This window comes from Methanomassiliicoccales archaeon, from assembly GCA_038740345.1.
GTDB lineage: Archaea > Thermoplasmatota > Thermoplasmata > Methanomassiliicoccales > UBA472 > JAJRAN01.
Window position 1 is genome coordinate 1 of the sequence record JAVYMA010000008.1, and the last position, 15470, is coordinate 15470.

At 45.1% G+C, this 15470-nt stretch carries 12 protein-coding genes, 2 tRNA genes and 1 rRNA gene; 6 read left to right on the top strand and 9 right to left on the bottom strand.

Features of this window, described 5'->3' with window-relative positions; translation table 11 throughout:
• The coding region (gene tgtA, locus QW520_03865; protein MEM0448941.1) for a tRNA guanosine(15) transglycosylase TgtA at positions 1-1869 on the top strand (1869 nt) is incomplete at its 5' end.
• On the opposite strand, the gene QW520_03870 is transcribed toward tgtA, so the two are convergent.
• Entirely contained in the window at positions 1834-2091 is a 258-nt protein-coding gene (locus QW520_03870) for a KEOPS complex subunit Pcc1 (protein MEM0448942.1), read from the bottom strand. The genes tgtA and QW520_03870 overlap by 36 nt on opposite strands.
• A gap of 112 nt (positions 2092-2203) precedes the next feature.
• Between QW520_03870 and QW520_03875 the strand changes: the two genes are divergently transcribed.
• On the top strand, positions 2204-2722 hold the full coding sequence (locus QW520_03875; protein ID MEM0448943.1) for a nitroreductase family protein: 519 nt from the start codon (positions 2204-2206) through the stop codon (positions 2720-2722).
• A 4-nt stretch (positions 2723-2726) separates the two neighbouring features.
• Here QW520_03875 and QW520_03880 read toward each other — a convergent pair.
• Both QW520_03880 and QW520_03885 read right to left on the bottom strand, forming a co-directional pair.
• Positions 2727-2799 (bottom strand) — tRNA-Gln (locus QW520_03880).
• Positions 2800-2938: 139 nt separating this feature from the next.
• Positions 2939-4183: a tRNA (N(6)-L-threonylcarbamoyladenosine(37)-C(2))-methylthiotransferase gene (locus QW520_03885; protein ID MEM0448944.1), complete on the bottom strand. Its 1245-nt coding sequence runs from the start codon at positions 4181-4183 to the stop codon at positions 2939-2941.
• Positions 4184-4909: 726 nt separating this feature from the next.
• On the opposite strand from QW520_03885, the gene QW520_03890 reads away from it, so the two are divergent.
• Positions 4910-6493: an aldehyde dehydrogenase family protein gene (locus tag QW520_03890; GenBank protein MEM0448945.1), complete on the top strand. Its 1584-nt coding sequence runs from the start codon at positions 4910-4912 to the stop codon at positions 6491-6493.
• A gap of 37 nt (positions 6494-6530) precedes the next feature.
• Here QW520_03890 and QW520_03895 read toward each other — a convergent pair whose 3' ends face one another.
• From QW520_03895 to QW520_03915, 5 genes are all read right to left on the bottom strand, one after another.
• Complete coding sequence (locus tag QW520_03895) at positions 6531-7121, bottom strand: hypothetical protein (GenBank protein MEM0448946.1); 591 nt, start codon at positions 7119-7121, stop codon at positions 6531-6533.
• A gap of 296 nt (positions 7122-7417) precedes the next feature.
• On the bottom strand, positions 7418-8272 hold the full coding sequence (locus tag QW520_03900) for a prenyltransferase (protein MEM0448947.1): 855 nt from the start codon (positions 8270-8272) through the stop codon (positions 7418-7420).
• Positions 8273-8280: 8 nt separating this feature from the next.
• Positions 8281-9141 (bottom strand): phytoene/squalene synthase family protein, encoded by an 861-nt coding sequence (locus QW520_03905; GenBank protein ID MEM0448948.1) that lies wholly within the window; start codon positions 9139-9141, stop codon positions 8281-8283.
• 1 nt (position 9142) lies between these two features.
• The gene (gene crtI / locus QW520_03910) at positions 9143-10621 is read right to left on the bottom strand and encodes a phytoene desaturase family protein (protein ID MEM0448949.1); all 1479 of its coding nucleotides are present in this window, start codon (positions 10619-10621) and stop codon (positions 9143-9145) included.
• A 353-nt stretch (positions 10622-10974) separates the two neighbouring features.
• Positions 10975-11352, bottom strand: coding sequence for a YbaN family protein (locus tag QW520_03915; GenBank protein ID MEM0448950.1), 378 nt, complete (start codon positions 11350-11352; stop codon positions 10975-10977).
• Positions 11353-11772: 420 nt separating this feature from the next.
• Between QW520_03915 and QW520_03920 the strand changes: the two genes are divergently transcribed.
• Positions 11773-12168 (top strand): hypothetical protein, encoded by a 396-nt coding sequence (locus tag QW520_03920; GenBank protein MEM0448951.1) that lies wholly within the window; start codon positions 11773-11775, stop codon positions 12166-12168.
• Between the two features lie 859 nt (positions 12169-13027).
• Here the strand turns inward: QW520_03920 and QW520_03925 are convergent.
• Positions 13028-13111 (bottom strand) — tRNA-Ser (locus QW520_03925).
• A gap of 458 nt (positions 13112-13569) precedes the next feature.
• Between QW520_03925 and QW520_03930 the strand changes: the two genes are divergently transcribed.
• Both QW520_03930 and QW520_03935 read left to right on the top strand, forming a co-directional pair.
• Positions 13570-13767: a hypothetical protein gene (locus QW520_03930; GenBank protein ID MEM0448952.1), complete on the top strand. Its 198-nt coding sequence runs from the start codon at positions 13570-13572 to the stop codon at positions 13765-13767.
• Between the two features lie 30 nt (positions 13768-13797).
• Positions 13798-15265: ribosomal RNA gene (locus QW520_03935) — 16S ribosomal RNA — on the top strand.
• Positions 15266-15470 lie beyond the last annotated feature (205 nt).

Sequence of the window (15470 nt, forward strand, 5' to 3'; positions counted from 1 at the left end):
CTGCCAGTGGTGAACCCGCGCTTTACGATGATATCTCCTCGTCGTCTTAAGGAAATGGGATTCAACGCTCTGATCACCAATTCATACATCATACGTAATGACCCTGCGATGAGAGAAAGAGCCCTTTCAGAGGGGCTCCACAGCATGCTTGATTATGATGGGGTCATCATGACCGATTCCGGTACATTCCAAAGCCACATGTATGGAGAAGTAGAGGTGAGCAATGCGGAAATCGTCAGTTTTCAAAGGCAGGTCGGCAGCGATATTGGCACGGTGCTGGACATCTTTTCCGAGCCTGAATGGGGTCATGATAGAGCGGCCCAGGCTGTAAAGACTACCTTGGAGCGCACCGCAGAAGCTGCCGAGATAAAAGGAAAAATGCTTCTGGCAGGGGTGGTGCAAGGATCCACCTTTGCTGATTTGCGCACCGCGTGCGCCAAAGGTTTGTCCCGCTTACCAGTGGACATCTTTCCCATAGGCGGAGTAGTGCCATTGATGGAAAGATATCGCTTCTCAGAACTGATTGATATCATCGTGGCCTCTAAAATGGGCCTATCACCTGACAGGCCAGTGCATCTCTTCGGTGCAGGTCATCCCATGATATTCTCTCTGGCAATACTACTAGGGTGCGACATGTTCGATTCCGCCTCCTACGCCAAATTCGCCAAAGACGGACGCATGATGTTCCCCGAGGGGACTTACCATCTAGAGGATATGAAGGGACTGGATTGCAACTGCCCTGCCTGTCAAAATCATACCATCGATTCGCTTATGGAGTTGCCAGAAGATGAAAGAATGGAAGTTCTAGCTCTTCACAACCTTTACATTTCGAAAAAAGAGATTGAGAGATGCAAGAGGGCGTTGCTGGAGGGTTCACTGTGGGAGTTGGTGGAACAGCGCTGTCGAGCTCATCCAGCATTACTGGACGCGTTGCGCACAATAGCTCGGTACAAGTCTTATCTGGAAAGATATGAGCCATTGAGCCGCGAGGGAGCCTTTTTTTACACCGGACCAGAATCCTTGGATCGGCCAGCAGCTCTGCGATATGAGAAGAGATATTTCGAGCGATACCAAAGACCTGCTGAGGCCGAGATCGCCATCGTTTTTGAAGAGGGGGAAAGGCCATACTCGCGCCACTATTCCCAAGAGATAACTCAGCTATCGCAACTATCCAACATACATTTCCTCATAATGTCTCCCTTCGGCCCCGTGCCATTAGAACTGGACGAGATCTATCCTATCTCTCAGTCCGTCTTCCCCCGAATAACCGATCTAGTAATGAATGATAGAATCCGCCTTCTGATGGAGCGCTTCTCTCATGTGCACCAATATGGGCTCTCGATTTTATATGAAGGGGAGAGCACTCTGCAGATGGTATCTTCTCTGGGTGATAAAGGGAAGGCTATCGACTTCGACCTGGCTCGAGTCCGCGCCGTGGCCGATTACCAATTCGGAAGAGGGGCTGCTGACATTCTTCTGGAAGGTCGGATAGAGCTGACAAAGTCCAAGAACACTGACCGCATTAGAAATGTGTCTGTTGATGGAGAACATGTCCTCTCGATGAGGGCCACGGATGGTTTTTTCACCCTTCGCCCGGCCGGTGCCAAAAGGCTTCTGGCAGGATTCGCGCCACCTAGATTTAGGGTAATGGTGGATAGGGACAGCGCCGCATTTAACCGGGAAGGAAAGAACGTTTTCTGCCAATTCGTGAAGGATTGCGACCCGCAATTGATCCCAATGGATGAAGCAATAGTTGTGGATGAAGAGGATAGGTTGGTAGCGATCGGCCGAGTCATGCTTGTGGCTGAAGAGATGCTTCAGATGAAAAAAGGACTAGCTGTCAAGGTTAGGGAGGGGGTCAGGGCCTGAGCCGATTCTCACCGTTTGCTCCGCCACCCTAAGACATGACAAAAGATCCTCTAAAGTGTTGAGCATTGATGGTGCCGAGTGCGACTTGACGTCAATGATCAATTCCCGGCCTCTTACTTCCGCCTCGGCGAATTTCCCGTTGTCCAATGAGACGGATCGAGCGATGTTCTTAGCATGGTCCTCAGTCTCGTACTCGAAAACCAACCTGCATCGCAACTGCATGAACGAACATTCGACTTTATGTTAAATGCCTTTCGTATCGCACTCGAACGTCTGCGAACAAGTTTTATCTATGGACCAGAACAGATTCTAAATCAGTAATGGGAGGGAATAGATGGATTTAGTAGAGGCCATTGAGAAAAGATGTAGCGTGCGCGCTTTCACCGAGGAAGATGTACCAGAAAGATTGATTGAGGAGATGTTGAGATTGGGCAACCTGGCCCCCTCTGCGGGCAATCTCCAGTCCCGAGATTTCATAGTGGTTCGCGATAAGGATATGAAAGCGAAGTTGGCCAAGGCGGCATTCGGTCAGGAATTCGTGGAGAAGGCCCCAGTGGTCGTGGTATGCTGCGCTAACCTAGCACGAGTGAGGAATTATGGTTCTAGAGGAACGGATCTATATTGTCTGCAGGATGTGGCCGCCAGCGTGGAAAACATGATGTTATTCTTGACCTCCCAGGGATACGGTTCATGCTGGGTAGGGGCATTCGACGAACTGCAAGTGGCCAAGCTCCTTGGTATTCCTGAGAAGGTAAGACCGGTAGTCCTTCTACCATTGGGACGTCCTTTGGAGCCTCCACGAAAGACACCTCGTCTCAAAATGGAGGCGATCGTCCATCGAGAGAAATGGTGAGAGGTAGCCCCGGGCAGATTCGAACTGCCGTCGCTGGCTCCAAAGGCCAGCATGATTGACCACTACACCACGGGGCTGCGCACCCTCGATTATCTATCCTGTATTAAAGATTAGGTGCATTAATAGTATGAAAGGGGAAAAGAAAAGGAATGAGCCCTTGTCCCCGATTTTCTATTTTTTAACACGGACCTATTTCATGCCATGATGAATGAGGTGTCAATCTATGATCTTGCCCCACAAGTGAGTAGGGGCGCTTCCCGTTATGAGCAGATTGCACTTTGAGCCAAGTGGTAGGCGATTCGTTACGACTATGGGAATATAACGGTCATCTCTGAATATCGTGGTTCCGTTCTTGCCTTCTTCCACGGCCACAGCCGTAAGTTTCTCGCCGATCTTGGACGCGTTCTCCTCGCTGGCGATCTGGAAGCGCAATCGAGCCAGCTGACGCGAACGCTCCTTGGCGATACGGCTCACCACCTGTTCTTTGAACGCCGCTGCGCTGGTACCAGGCCGGGGTGAGAATCTAGTGATGTTGACGATGTTGGGACGGATCCTTCGCATCAAATCCATGCTAGCGGCATGATCCTCATCAGTCTCACCAGGAAATCCGACGATGATATCCGTGGAAAGAGTCAACCCTGATATTTCAGAGCGGAATAACCATACCTGCTGCTCGAATTCACGTACGCTGTATCTACGATTCATTCGACTTAGCAATCTGTCAGATCCAGTCTGCACCGGGAGATGTAAGAACTTATAGACTTTTGGGTTATGGAAGGCCAGCATTAAAGGTTTCATTATGCTGCGCAAGGTATCAGGGTTCATCATCCCCACACGAACCTTAAAATCTCCTGGGATGCGGGTGATGCGATGAAGTAGCTCAGGCAGATCAGTTCCGATATCACGCCCATAACTTGCGGTGTCCTGCGCTGTGAGCAGGATCTCTTTGCTTCCTGCTTTGATTGCAGCGAGAACTTCCTCTTCGATCATTTCCATAGGTCGGCTGTCCAACCCTCCCCGTGCTTTTTTAGTAATACAATAAGAACAATTCCCCAAGCATCCTTGGGCAATAGGGACGATAGCGGTCAGGGGATGATCGTCATAATTTTTCGCCTGATGGCGAAAATCTCCGAACTTAGTCATGATTTCATTTTCGAAGCTATCATAATTCCTTGGGGATAGAATCAAAGCTCTTGGAAATTCTTTGAAAAGCTCATCGGACATCACCGAAGCCATGCAGCCAGTGATAACTAGCTTCTTTTTTTGTTTATCGAGGTATCTCAATCGCTTCAATATCTTGAGTTCTGTCGCTTTAATCACCACGCACGTGTTAATCACTGCTATATCCGCATCCTCAGGCACTCCGACTATTTCATAGCCTAATTGAGCCAGGCGGCGCTGGAGGTCACGACCCTCACCCTGATTCATGGTGCAACCGTAGGTCTCGACGCAAGCCTTCACGCTATTCTCCAAATAACTCAGGATATTTAGCATTATGAGTGATTTGCTCTGATGAGGAAACTTAAGACTTAAATCATGGATTAACTCAACGAAGGTTAATTATGCAGCTCACTCTTTCAATCAAAATAGATCATTTTCAGAACATGATAAATTTTTAAAATTTATGCGCGAAATTTCAATTGAGAAGCGAATTAATATTTCGTAGTGATGATATTTAATGTATCAGTTATATTTGCTCCTTTATAAAATCACAAATCAAATTTCGATTTTCCACCGGCCAATTTTAAATCTTCAATGCTTGCCGAGCTCATTCATAGAAAAAGCGAAAAAATAATGAGATTGACCAGTTAGGACAAACAGATAACTGGAATAGGAAATCTTAAAGAGGAGGGAAAAGCGGAACTCTATCTTAAATCCATCTTATCAGTAAATGGATTTAATGCAAATAGATTCCATGGATGGACGGGAAGCGTTCGAGGTCAGACCAAAATGTCACCTCTTTTTCGATTGTTTTTAAGCTAAGCAGAGGGTAAAATAGAGACCAACGCTTCTTGTATTTTGTTTGAATGTATATGTTTGCAACTAATTAATCGATATGCCCAAAGGTTTATTTTTGAAATCTTGCGATTGGCCATCATTAGGTTGCCATTTTTTTATCTGCGATGTTGAAGAAAAGGTTTCGTTCATATACCGCTCTAGCTGATTCCAGGTCAGGTGTGGAAAAAAATGCCCTTCGTTCATGAGAACACCTGGGGAAGCTTCGCCTCACGAAATGCTGAAGAAGAGCTACATGCGAAATTTGAGAATGCTGTCGATACTTTATTGGAAGAAATCCGTTGCAAGCGTACTAAATTCTTCAACCGCGTTGGAGAGGAGAGAAGAGAAGCAATTTCATATTTTGATTCATTTAGTCCAATCGACATCGATCTTGTGATGGGAAGATTTCCACTAGGCACATGCGAAGATGTAGAAGAGGCTGTGAAAGCGGCCGCGCGCGCCTTCAACGATTGGAGACGCACCGATTTGAAAGAGAGAATTCGAATTTTGCGGAAAGCTGCGGATATCATCCGTAAAGAGAAGTTCAAAATCGCTGCACTTTTAACTTTGGCCAATGGGAAGGTTCGAAGAGAGGCCATTGGTGAGGTGGACATGGGGGTGGATTACATCGAATATTACACTCACGAAATGGAAAGGAACAATGGGTACAATCGTCAAATGCCTTCCCCGTCTGCTAACGAGGACGCTAGTAATGTGTTCCTTCCTTATGGTCCATGGGCTGTGATATGCCCCTTCAATTTTCCCTTTGGCATATCCATGACGATGATAGTAGGAACCTTGCTCACCGGGAACACCGCCATCATCAAACCCTCTTCCATAAACCCAGTGGTCTGCCATGCATTATACGACGTTCTTATTCGAGCAGGAGTTCCCGAAGGAGTATTGAACTTGATTACAGGTCCTGGCAATACAGTGGGGGAAACGCTAATCAAGCACGAGCAAATCCAAGGCGTGGTATTCACAGGCTCCAAGGATGTAGGCTATGCCATACTCAAACATATTTCTGATAGGGAATACCCCATCCCAGTCATCCTGGAACTAGGAGGCAAGAATGCCGCGATAATTTCTGACAAAGCGGATCTGCAAAAAGCAGTACGTGGTGTGGTCTCATCGGCGTTTGGATATAGCGGTCAGAAATGCGTGGCCTGCTCGCGCGCATATATCCATTCCACTATATTCGATAGTTTTGTTGAGATGCTCATTAGGGAGACAGAATCGTTCAAGGTTGACGACCCGCGCCTGCGACATGCCCGAACGGGGCCCTTGATAAACGAGGAGGCTTTAAGGAAATTCGAGCATGCGGTCTCTCAGGCTGTAAAAGATGGGAAAATATTGACGGGAGGACATAGGCGGGTGGAGGGGTCGTTGTCCAAAGGATGGTATGTCGAGCCCACCGTGGTAGCGGGGCTGAATGATTCTCACGATCTAGTTAAGACGGAGCTTTTCCTGCCCTTCCTTTGCGTGCAAGAATATCGGTCGTTAGAAGATGCCGTGAGGCGGGCCAATGCTGTGCCCTATGGTCTCACCGCTGGCATTTATAGCGAAGATAAAAAGGAAGTGGATTATTTCCTTGATAATATCCAAAGTGGAATGGTCTTTGTCAACGGCATCAGAGGCGCGACGAACGGGGCCATCATCGGAACGCATTCATTTGGAGGGTGGAAGGGGAGCGGTTCTACGGGAAGAGGGTCTGGGGACATATATTATCTGATGCAATTCATGAGGCAGCAGGGAAGAGCGATAGGGCGCTAGCACAGTTCCCCTTAAACAATATGCATTCATGGGGCGATCATTGAAATACTATTTTGATCTCCATATCCTCCAGCTTTTTAAGAAGCTCTATCTGCTTCTTGATATCAACCGGCTCAAAAAGAAGAGTGTCAATCGGCCCCCAAAGGGCCACCCAACCGATGATATAGAAGCCTTCACTAATGGCTCTCCAAATTATCCTATTGCTTTCTATCAATTGATCCGAAGAGAAAAGAATTCCCAGACTGGTGCAAAGAATCAGGATGAGTAATGAATAAGGTATCATGCGCAATCCCTTTCTACGGATGCGACGTAGCCGGTTCTTGTTGTCCCGAATCAATTTTTCAGAGTACCTATGAAGCATCTCCTTCACCTGGCTCTCGGTGTCCTCGGTTACCTTATTCGATGGCATTCTTAGGACCAATGTTAATCTAGACCTCATCCAGAAACGATCCGTTCTGAAGTTGTTCAGCATCCGTTCCATAACCGATTGCCCCAGAAAGTCCATTGGGCGTGACGAATAGGGATCTTTTTCAGGGGGCAGCATTAGATACTTTAGGTCATCGACCTCGATTTCGAATATCTGCTGATGTTTCAAATCAATGAATGATTCTTTCCTACTTTCCTTCACGAACCGCCCCCTTGGTTGCTCCACACATAAATATCAAGATTAATGTTCTCCCTTTGACAATAAGAGGCGCAGACTTATAATTAATATTGGATTGAGAACAATTTATAATCTATAATTTCATTGGATAAATAGATTCCACCTTTTCTAACTTGACTTAGTTTAATGAGATTCGGTGAATTGTGCCTTAGATGGTGCTCATTCTATCATAAGTTCCATATCCTCGCTACAGTAGATGCCTAATTTTCCAGCATCGAGCCTTCTAACTTAGGGTAAGTTTCCCTCATAGCTTGATTGGCTCAAAAAATCAATGGCCAAACCAGGCTTATCCAGAGTAGGCCACCAAGAAGAGTGTTGACATAGGGGAGGAGCCAATAAGCGCGTTCTATCTTCAAATCTTTAAAGACCAAAAGAGCCACGGGAAACGCAGGATAGGTCAATGATAAGAACGAGAGGGGATGGAATTGAGCTAAGAAGATGACTATGGCGGCCAATATAGACCACCATATGGCGCAAAGGGCCAAAGATCTTCGCTCCCCCAAGAGAACCGCGCCTGTGCGGATTCCCGCCTCTTTATCATACTTGATGTCAGGAATGGCTGAGAACAGATGCATGGCGTACACATGAGCAAAGCCCCCGAGCATTATCAAGAGCGAAGGTAGCTCCTCTGAGGCCAAGTAATATCCGAAAATCCCCGGCATGATGTATAAGAAATTAGAGGCGGAGTCAAGGAAAGGTACCCCTTTGAATCTGAGGGGGGGCGCTGAATAGAAATAGGAGAGCAATAGAAAAGAGCTCATCAACAATCTTTCCATCCAGTCCTGAAAGAGCATGAGAATGAGCGATAAAACCAATACTGTAAGAACGATGATTATCAATGAACGTCTATGGCTTATGTCCAATCGAACCTCTTTGACATCTTTTTTAGGATTCCTTCTATCCGTTTCCTCATCCCATAAATCGTTAACGCCATAGATGAAAAGGTTGGCAGGGAAGAAGAAATAGAACAAATATGCATAATACCAGGGGTTGAAGAAAATTTCTAAAGAGGATGCCCCTAGTGCAAAGCCAACTACGTACGTTCCTCCAGTATAGATCCAGAAACGGAATCGGGAGACCTTGAAAGCGAACCTAAGCGCCTCGAGCGAAGGCATCCCAGACCTCAATCTGCTATGCAGCTTATCTCCTGGCCATGTTGTGGCCTAGAGAGTCGATTTAAAGCATATCCAGTCATGATTCTTGGAATGGAGGGCTTCACCTTCTTACGGTAAACCACAAACGGATCTCTCATTATTCTCATGGCAGTGAAGTTGTACATGTCGGAGGCGGTCATTATTGGCAGCCTATATTTCCAAGGTATGAAGTGAAAGCCGCGCAAAGCCTCCCCCTGCCACTTGCAATATTGGCAAAGCTGGGCGCGGATGAAGCGGCGGAAGGCTTTGGGATCGGCGCGAGCATGCTCTTCTTTTAGCGACGGTAGGCCGAACTCTTGGAGAGATTCCTCGGGAAAATATTGTCGGCCCAATGTCAGGTCCTCATTTATGTCTCTTATGAAATTGATATACTGCATAGCTCGGCCTAGCATTCGAGCGTAATGATCCGCAGCTTTGGTCAGCCCCATTATGCGAGACATGAAGAGGCCTATGACCTCAGCACTCCCGTAGAGATACACCTTGAGGTCATCCAGTGTGCGGTAGCTTCTCACATGCAAGTCCATTTCCATGGAGCGCAAGAACGCCTCTGCCCACTCTGCCTCAAACCCTTTCCTAAGCGATAGATCCACGAATGAATCGATCACCAGATCATTTGCCGGCTCTCCCTTCAGGGCACGCCTATACCTTTCGCAAAATTCTAAGAAACCAGCTCTATTCTGCGGAATGACATCGACCAGATCATCCGCCACCCTCACGAATGAATATAGACGAAAGATGTCATCCTTCACCTCACGAGGGAAGAACATAGTGCTGTAGAAATAAGTCTTCGAGCCTTTCTTGAATATGGCATGAAGTTCCTGCTCGACCATGCTATTTCCTCCCTAAGGACTGGGCTATCTCATTGGCCACGATGGTGGAGGATATCAACGTCATAGGAACTCCTATTCCCGGATGACAATATTGGCCAGTGTAGAATAGATTCTTTACCTTCTTCGAGGAGTGGGATGGCCGGAATAAAGCCGTTTGCCGAATGGTATGGGTCAATCCTAAAGCGGTTCCCTTGAAAGCATTATACCGAGCAGCGAAATCCTTGATGCAAAAGATCCTCTTGGTGACCACGTGGCCTATTATGTCGTCTCCTATCGTGCTCCCCAACCGCTTAAGGATTTTCAAATAGAATTTATCCCTTAAGGCTTCGGTGTCATCAATATAAGATGATAAAGGAACGAGAATAAATAAGGCATCGCAACCTTTAGGGGCTGCCGTTAGATCTGTTCGAGATGGCACATTTACATAATAGGAAGGGTTCTCAGGCCAGGCCGCTTTAGATTTGTCGAAGATTACATCGAACCCTTCCGCCCAATCCTTCTCAAGGAAGAGTGTGTGATGTGCCAATTCCTTGAATTGTGTGTCCACCCCTACATAGGCTACGAATGCCGATGGAGCCAGGGTCCTTTTCTCCCAATATCTCTCATCATAAGTACGATACTCTGGCTTGAGCATTTTCAATTCCGAATGGGCATAATCCGCGTTCACCACCACAGAATCTGTACGATATGTATCCCTTATTGTGGTGATCCCCTCGACCTTTCTGTCCTTAACATTAATTCTTTCCACTTCTTCATTGAGGCGAATCTCCGCTCCAAAACTTTGAGCCAAGTCTGCCACGGTGGATGCGACCTTACGCATTCCCCCGGCCGGATACCAAACACCGAGATTGAAATCTATATGAGACATTATATGATAGAGAGCGGGTGTGTTCTTGGGGCTCCCTCCTAAGAATCCGATACTGTATTCGACTATCTTTCGCGCCTCATCACTTTGAAAATGCTCGTTCACGAATGACTCTAAGGACTTGAAGACCGGGACTTTCCGTCCTTGGGTTATGAGCTTCGTGTCTAGCAGGTCGGTGAAACGCCGATAGTCTCGATATAAGAGATCCCTTACGGCGAGCTCATAGATCTCCTTGGCTGAAGCCAGATATCTACGGAGCTTATCAGCACCGTTTGTCTCCAACTCATCGAAAAGTTTGAAATTCTTCTCCAGCTCGGCATGAATATCGATTACTTTTCCTCCATCAAAGAAAATACGATATGATGGATCTAACCGATAGAGATAGAACAAATCCTCAGGCTTCTTCTTGAAATTCGCATAGAACCTTTCGAACACATCTGGCATAAGATACCAAGATGGCCCCATGTCAAAAGTGAAGCCTTTATCACTATGATATGAGGCCCTGCCTCCCACCATCTCGTTCTTCTCAAATACCTGAACCTTATGCCCTTCTTTGGCCAATAGCGCGGCTGCAGAAAGACCTCCGAAGCCAGCGCCGATTACTTTAATGTCCAAATATACCCTCCTTCAAAATGGTTTTACGACATTTCGACTAAATTGGCATAAAAACTAGGTGAGCATTCCTATATTAAAGTTTATTATAACTTCTTCAAATCCAATTTTTGTATCTAATTTAAGCTTTTTAAATATTAAAATGATTTTTGATAATATAATATTTTAAATAAATTAAAATTATTATAAATAAAAAAATATATTATCCTTAAACCAATACCATCACTTGGCCCATAAACACTCGCTATTATAAAAAACTGAAATACTAATTTTACCATTTGAATACATATTTTTTGTTATTCCCTAATTTTTAAATACGATTAAATTTAAACTGAAACGATCTTGACTTTGACTTCTTAGTTTGCCCTCAAGAGGAGAATATGTGCAGAGATAGCTAGACCAATCAGGACGATTAAGATCATTATAATAACTTCATCGATGAAGAAGACAATGGTTATGGACATTGCCCCCCAAAGCAATAACAAGCTGGTCGCCTTGACGGAATAGCTGATTCCCTCGCCTTTTTCATAAGCTCTTATGTAAGCCCCCAAATATTTGTGCCGTAGAATCAAAGTATGAAGTTTTCTGGATCCCCGAGAATAGCAAAAGGCCGCGAAAAGAAGGAAAGGAGTTGTGGGGAGCAACGGTATAATGATGCCCATAATTCCGATGGCGAGAGAAATCGTACCTATTCCGATCCAGAATCCACTTTTCCACCGACTCGGTTCTGACATTAAGTAATCAATCAAGGTTGGATGGTTAATGACCCTTTCTTTACCTCTTCTTCAATCGACTTACAGTGGAACGGACTGGGAATTATCATGTGATTGAATTATAGGGCAGAGATTTCTTTTGGTGGAAAAGTACTATTAATTAGTATAATAATATATATTTTATTAAAAATAATTATTTGAACTTCATATTATTAAATAGAAGAAGAATAAATCGATTACAAATAAATAGAAAAATTTAATAAATTGAAAGTTGAAAATATCCTGATATATGGATTTTGAAAAATTAATTGTGAAAATTATTGATGAAATTGGCATCCAATCGAACGAGCGAGCTTTCACATCAGAGGCTGAGATTTCTGGATATTTTCTTGGGCGATTAAAGTGTCTTCTACCCCCAGAGTATCATCTCGTCAGAGAGCAGTGATCCATGAAAGACAGACGCTATCAAGATTCAAGAGAAAGGCCGGAAAATTATATAGGGACAATAAAGGCAGAAAGGGACGAATCGATCTTATTATCGTTGGTCCAGATGGAATAAATTATGGAATCGAATTTGAATATCCAAGAGGAAAAGGAAAGGAGCGTACCAATTTCATGTGTCATATTCTTAACGATGCTTATAAACTAAAAGATGCTTGTTATGCCCAACATTCCTTCATTTTAGTTTTTTTATATCACGATTATGAAACCGCGTTCTTGGATGAGGTTGATATAAAAACAGAACTTGACCAAATTACCCTATTTCTTATAAGATTGCCAAAAAAAGGTGAGATGAGGATTTGTCATAATTTGCCAAAAATCACAAGATATAATTAAATGATTTTTATATAGATTTCTATTTAAATCCTTAAGCAAAAAATTTTTCACAACAAGCTGAGACAATAAAACAAAAAAAGGATGGGACATGTCTTCGGTCTGAGTTAGACGCCTCATACAATATTTCTATGAGCAAGTTTTGAACCGAGCCACTGGTAAATCATTTTTTTATTCTTTTGAAGATTCATTCTTCTGATACACGTCAATATGAATAAGGATTCAGTAAAGTTTTAGCCATGAGACGACGTTTCGCGTTACTCACCTGTCATAAATTACGGAATGCTTGAATCTCATGATAACAAGTCAACTCTCGACAAATTTGTATTTCATGAGTTTTGGAATGAATTTGTCTGCTATATCGGGTGCTGAAGCAGATAGTCACAGAATCGATCATCCTAAAAAATTAACATGTTCTTAGCGAATGTCAGCTCGATTATGGATTTATCATCGGAATAGCCAACGGGAAATTCGACTACGTATTTCTGAATTTATTCGATAAAATAATTTATTAACTTCCCGTATGCAAATGCTCCTCGCTTATCATGAACAGCTATCTAAATCCATTATCACATATACTTTGGCGCTACCTAATGTCTCTATGTTTAATTATCATATGATTGCCTATGACGCTACATAGATATTTCTATTTTAACCCAATTTCGGAATTTTTATTTTAGGCGATTTAAGAGGCGAATCTTATCACCTACGTAAAGATTAAGATGAATTGACGAGAACACTGAGGCTTTGAAATATGTAAATGAAGCCAGAATGAGATCCTGTCACAGGCAAACAATCGTAAGATCAGTGGGAATTCAATTAAAAAGTACCTAAAAAAACTAATATTTATAGGAAATTAGAGCGCGAAGGGGGGGATTTGAACCCCCGAGCTCTTTCGAGCATTGGATTAGCAATCCAACGCCTTGCCTGGCTGGGCCACCTCCGCTTATGGCCTCAGGAAAGTGGCCTACTCTTTTAAAGGTTTTCTTCTCGCTTACCTTGTACCAAATCGATTTAGGTGTTACCGCTAAGATATGTACAGGCATTACACATCAACAGATTTCTCAATCATAAATTATTATTAAAATATAGAAATAATCCTACGAACTTGATTCAGATTAGGAGGTTGAATTAAAATTAGCACTAGCTTTTTGATAGCCTATTGAAAATTACTTCGGACTTTTCGAAGTATCATATTTTCCTATGTACATATATGTACGATGCTGCATTCTGAACACATACAAAATGAATCATCGACATTGTGAGTTCGAAATCCTCAAATACGATGATGATGTAAAGAAATAATAGCATCATTTGAGAGATGATGATGCAAAAATGGCCCCTCGAAACGGTTATATATAGGACCGAGGTTAAGGGGATACTACCTTCAGACATGGTCTGCGTATGGGTGCTGAGGAAGGCATTGTGCCATCAATGATGTGCCTAGATTCCAAGACCATGTACAAAGATGGAGAGGCAAGATCTCCGTTCGTGAGGACGTGTACTCTTGCTTCTGACGCTCGATGCATCAAGATATCGCGAGAAGTGGTATCGCTGGTGAAACTTGGTTGTACTGCCAATTTCAAAAAGATACATCCTTGAGACATTTCAAGTAGATGTTTCACAGGATCGATTCCGGTTGATCCTGCCGGCGGCCACCGCTATTGGTATTCGATTAAGACATGCGAGTCGAGAGACGAAAGGTCTCGGCGGACCGCTGAGTAACACGCGGATAACATGCCCTGGGGTGGGGGATAATCTCGGGAAACTGAGGATAATACCCCATAGGTCTAGGATGCTGGAATGCTTCTGGGCTGAAAACTCCGGTGCCCCAGGATTGGTCTGCGGCTTATCAGGTTGTAGTGGGTGTAACGGACCCACTAGCCTATGACGAGTATGGGCCTTGAGAGAGGGAGCCCACAGATGGACTCTGAGACATGAGTCCAGGCCCTACGGGGCGCAGCAGTCGCGAAAACTTCACAATGGGAGCAATCCCGATGAGGGAATACCAAGTGCCAGCGCTTTGCGTTGGCTGTTCTCCTGTCTAAAAAACAGGAGAAGTAAGGGCCGGGTAAGACGGGTGCCAGCCGCCGCGGTAATACCCGCGGCCCGAGTGGTGGTCGATATTATTGAGCCTAAAACGTCCGTAGCCGGTCTCATAAATCCTTGGGTAAATCGGCCAGCTTAACTGTCCGAAGTCCGAGGAGACTGTGAGACTTGGGATCGGGAGAGGTCAGAGGTACTTCTGGGGTAGGGGTAAAATCCTGTAATCCTGGAAGGACCACCGGTGGCGAAGGCGTCTGACTAGAACGAATTCGACGGTGAGGGACGAAGCCCTGGGGCGCAAACGGGATTAGATACCCCGGTAGTCCAGGGTGTAAACGCTGCGGGCTTGGTGTTGGGGGTCCTTTGTGGGCGCCCAGTGCCGGAGAGAAGTTGTTAAGCCTGCTGCTTGGGGAGTACGTCCGCAAGGATGAAACTTAAAGGAATTGGCGGGGGAGCACCGCAACGGGAGGAGCGTGCGGTTCAATTGGATTCAACGCCGGACAACTCACCAGGAGCGACGATTACATGAAGGCCAGGCTGATGACCTTGCCTGATTTTTCGAGAGGTGGTGCATGGCCGTCGTCAGTTCGTACCGTAAGGCGTTCTCTTAAGTGAGATAACGAACGAGACCCTCACCATTAATTGCCAACCCTCTCTCCGGAGAGGGCGCACATTAATGGAACCGCTGGCGCTAAGTCAGAGGAAGGAGAGGTCAACGGTAGGTCCGTATGCCCCGAATCTCCTGGGCTACACGCGCGCTACAAAGGTTGGGACAATGGGCTCCGACATCGAGAGGTGAAGGCAATCCCGAAACCCAATCGTAGTTCGGATTGTGGGTTGTAACTCACCCACATGAAGCTGGATTCCGTAGTAATCGCTTGTCAACATCAAGCGGTGAATATGCCCCTGCTCCTTGCACACACCGCCCGTCAAACCACCCGAGTTGGGTCTCAGTAAGGAGGTCTCTGATTGGGGCTTTCGAACTGAGATTTAGCAAGGAGGGTTAAGTCGTAACAAGGTATCTGTAGGGGAACCTGCAGATGGATCACCTCCTACGAAAAATACGCAAGGGGATAGGCTCAGTGCCTTTCCCCACCAATTCCTAGGCAGCACACCAAGCACCAAAATGCATCGAGCGTCATCAGCATATTTATTTTGTAACGAGAATGATATTTACATTATTGATTTTAGGTAACTATTTTTTAGGCCTCCATGCCCCTTCTGGAGAACGAAATAATAAATAGACACTACCTAATCTC

Bases quoted from the DNA above. Each gene is read 5' to 3' on its own strand.
- QW520_03870 (MEM0448942.1), bottom strand. From the start codon at position 2,091: ATGCAGTTGCGATGCAGGTTGGTTTTCGAGTACGAGACTGAGGACCAT.
- QW520_03930 (MEM0448952.1), top strand. From the start codon at position 13,570: ATGGGTGCTGAGGAAGGCATTGTGCCATCAATGATGTGCCTAGATTCC.
- QW520_03900 (MEM0448947.1), bottom strand. From the start codon at position 8,272: ATGCCTTCGCTCGAGGCGCTTAGGTTCGCTTTCAAGGTCTCCCGATTC.
- QW520_03890 (MEM0448945.1), top strand. From the start codon at position 4,910: ATGCCCTTCGTTCATGAGAACACCTGGGGAAGCTTCGCCTCACGAAAT.
- QW520_03905 (MEM0448948.1), bottom strand. From the start codon at position 9,141: ATGGTCGAGCAGGAACTTCATGCCATATTCAAGAAAGGCTCGAAGACT.
- QW520_03915 (MEM0448950.1), bottom strand. From the start codon at position 11,352: ATGTCAGAACCGAGTCGGTGGAAAAGTGGATTCTGGATCGGAATAGGT.
- QW520_03875 (MEM0448943.1), top strand. From the start codon at position 2,204: ATGGATTTAGTAGAGGCCATTGAGAAAAGATGTAGCGTGCGCGCTTTC.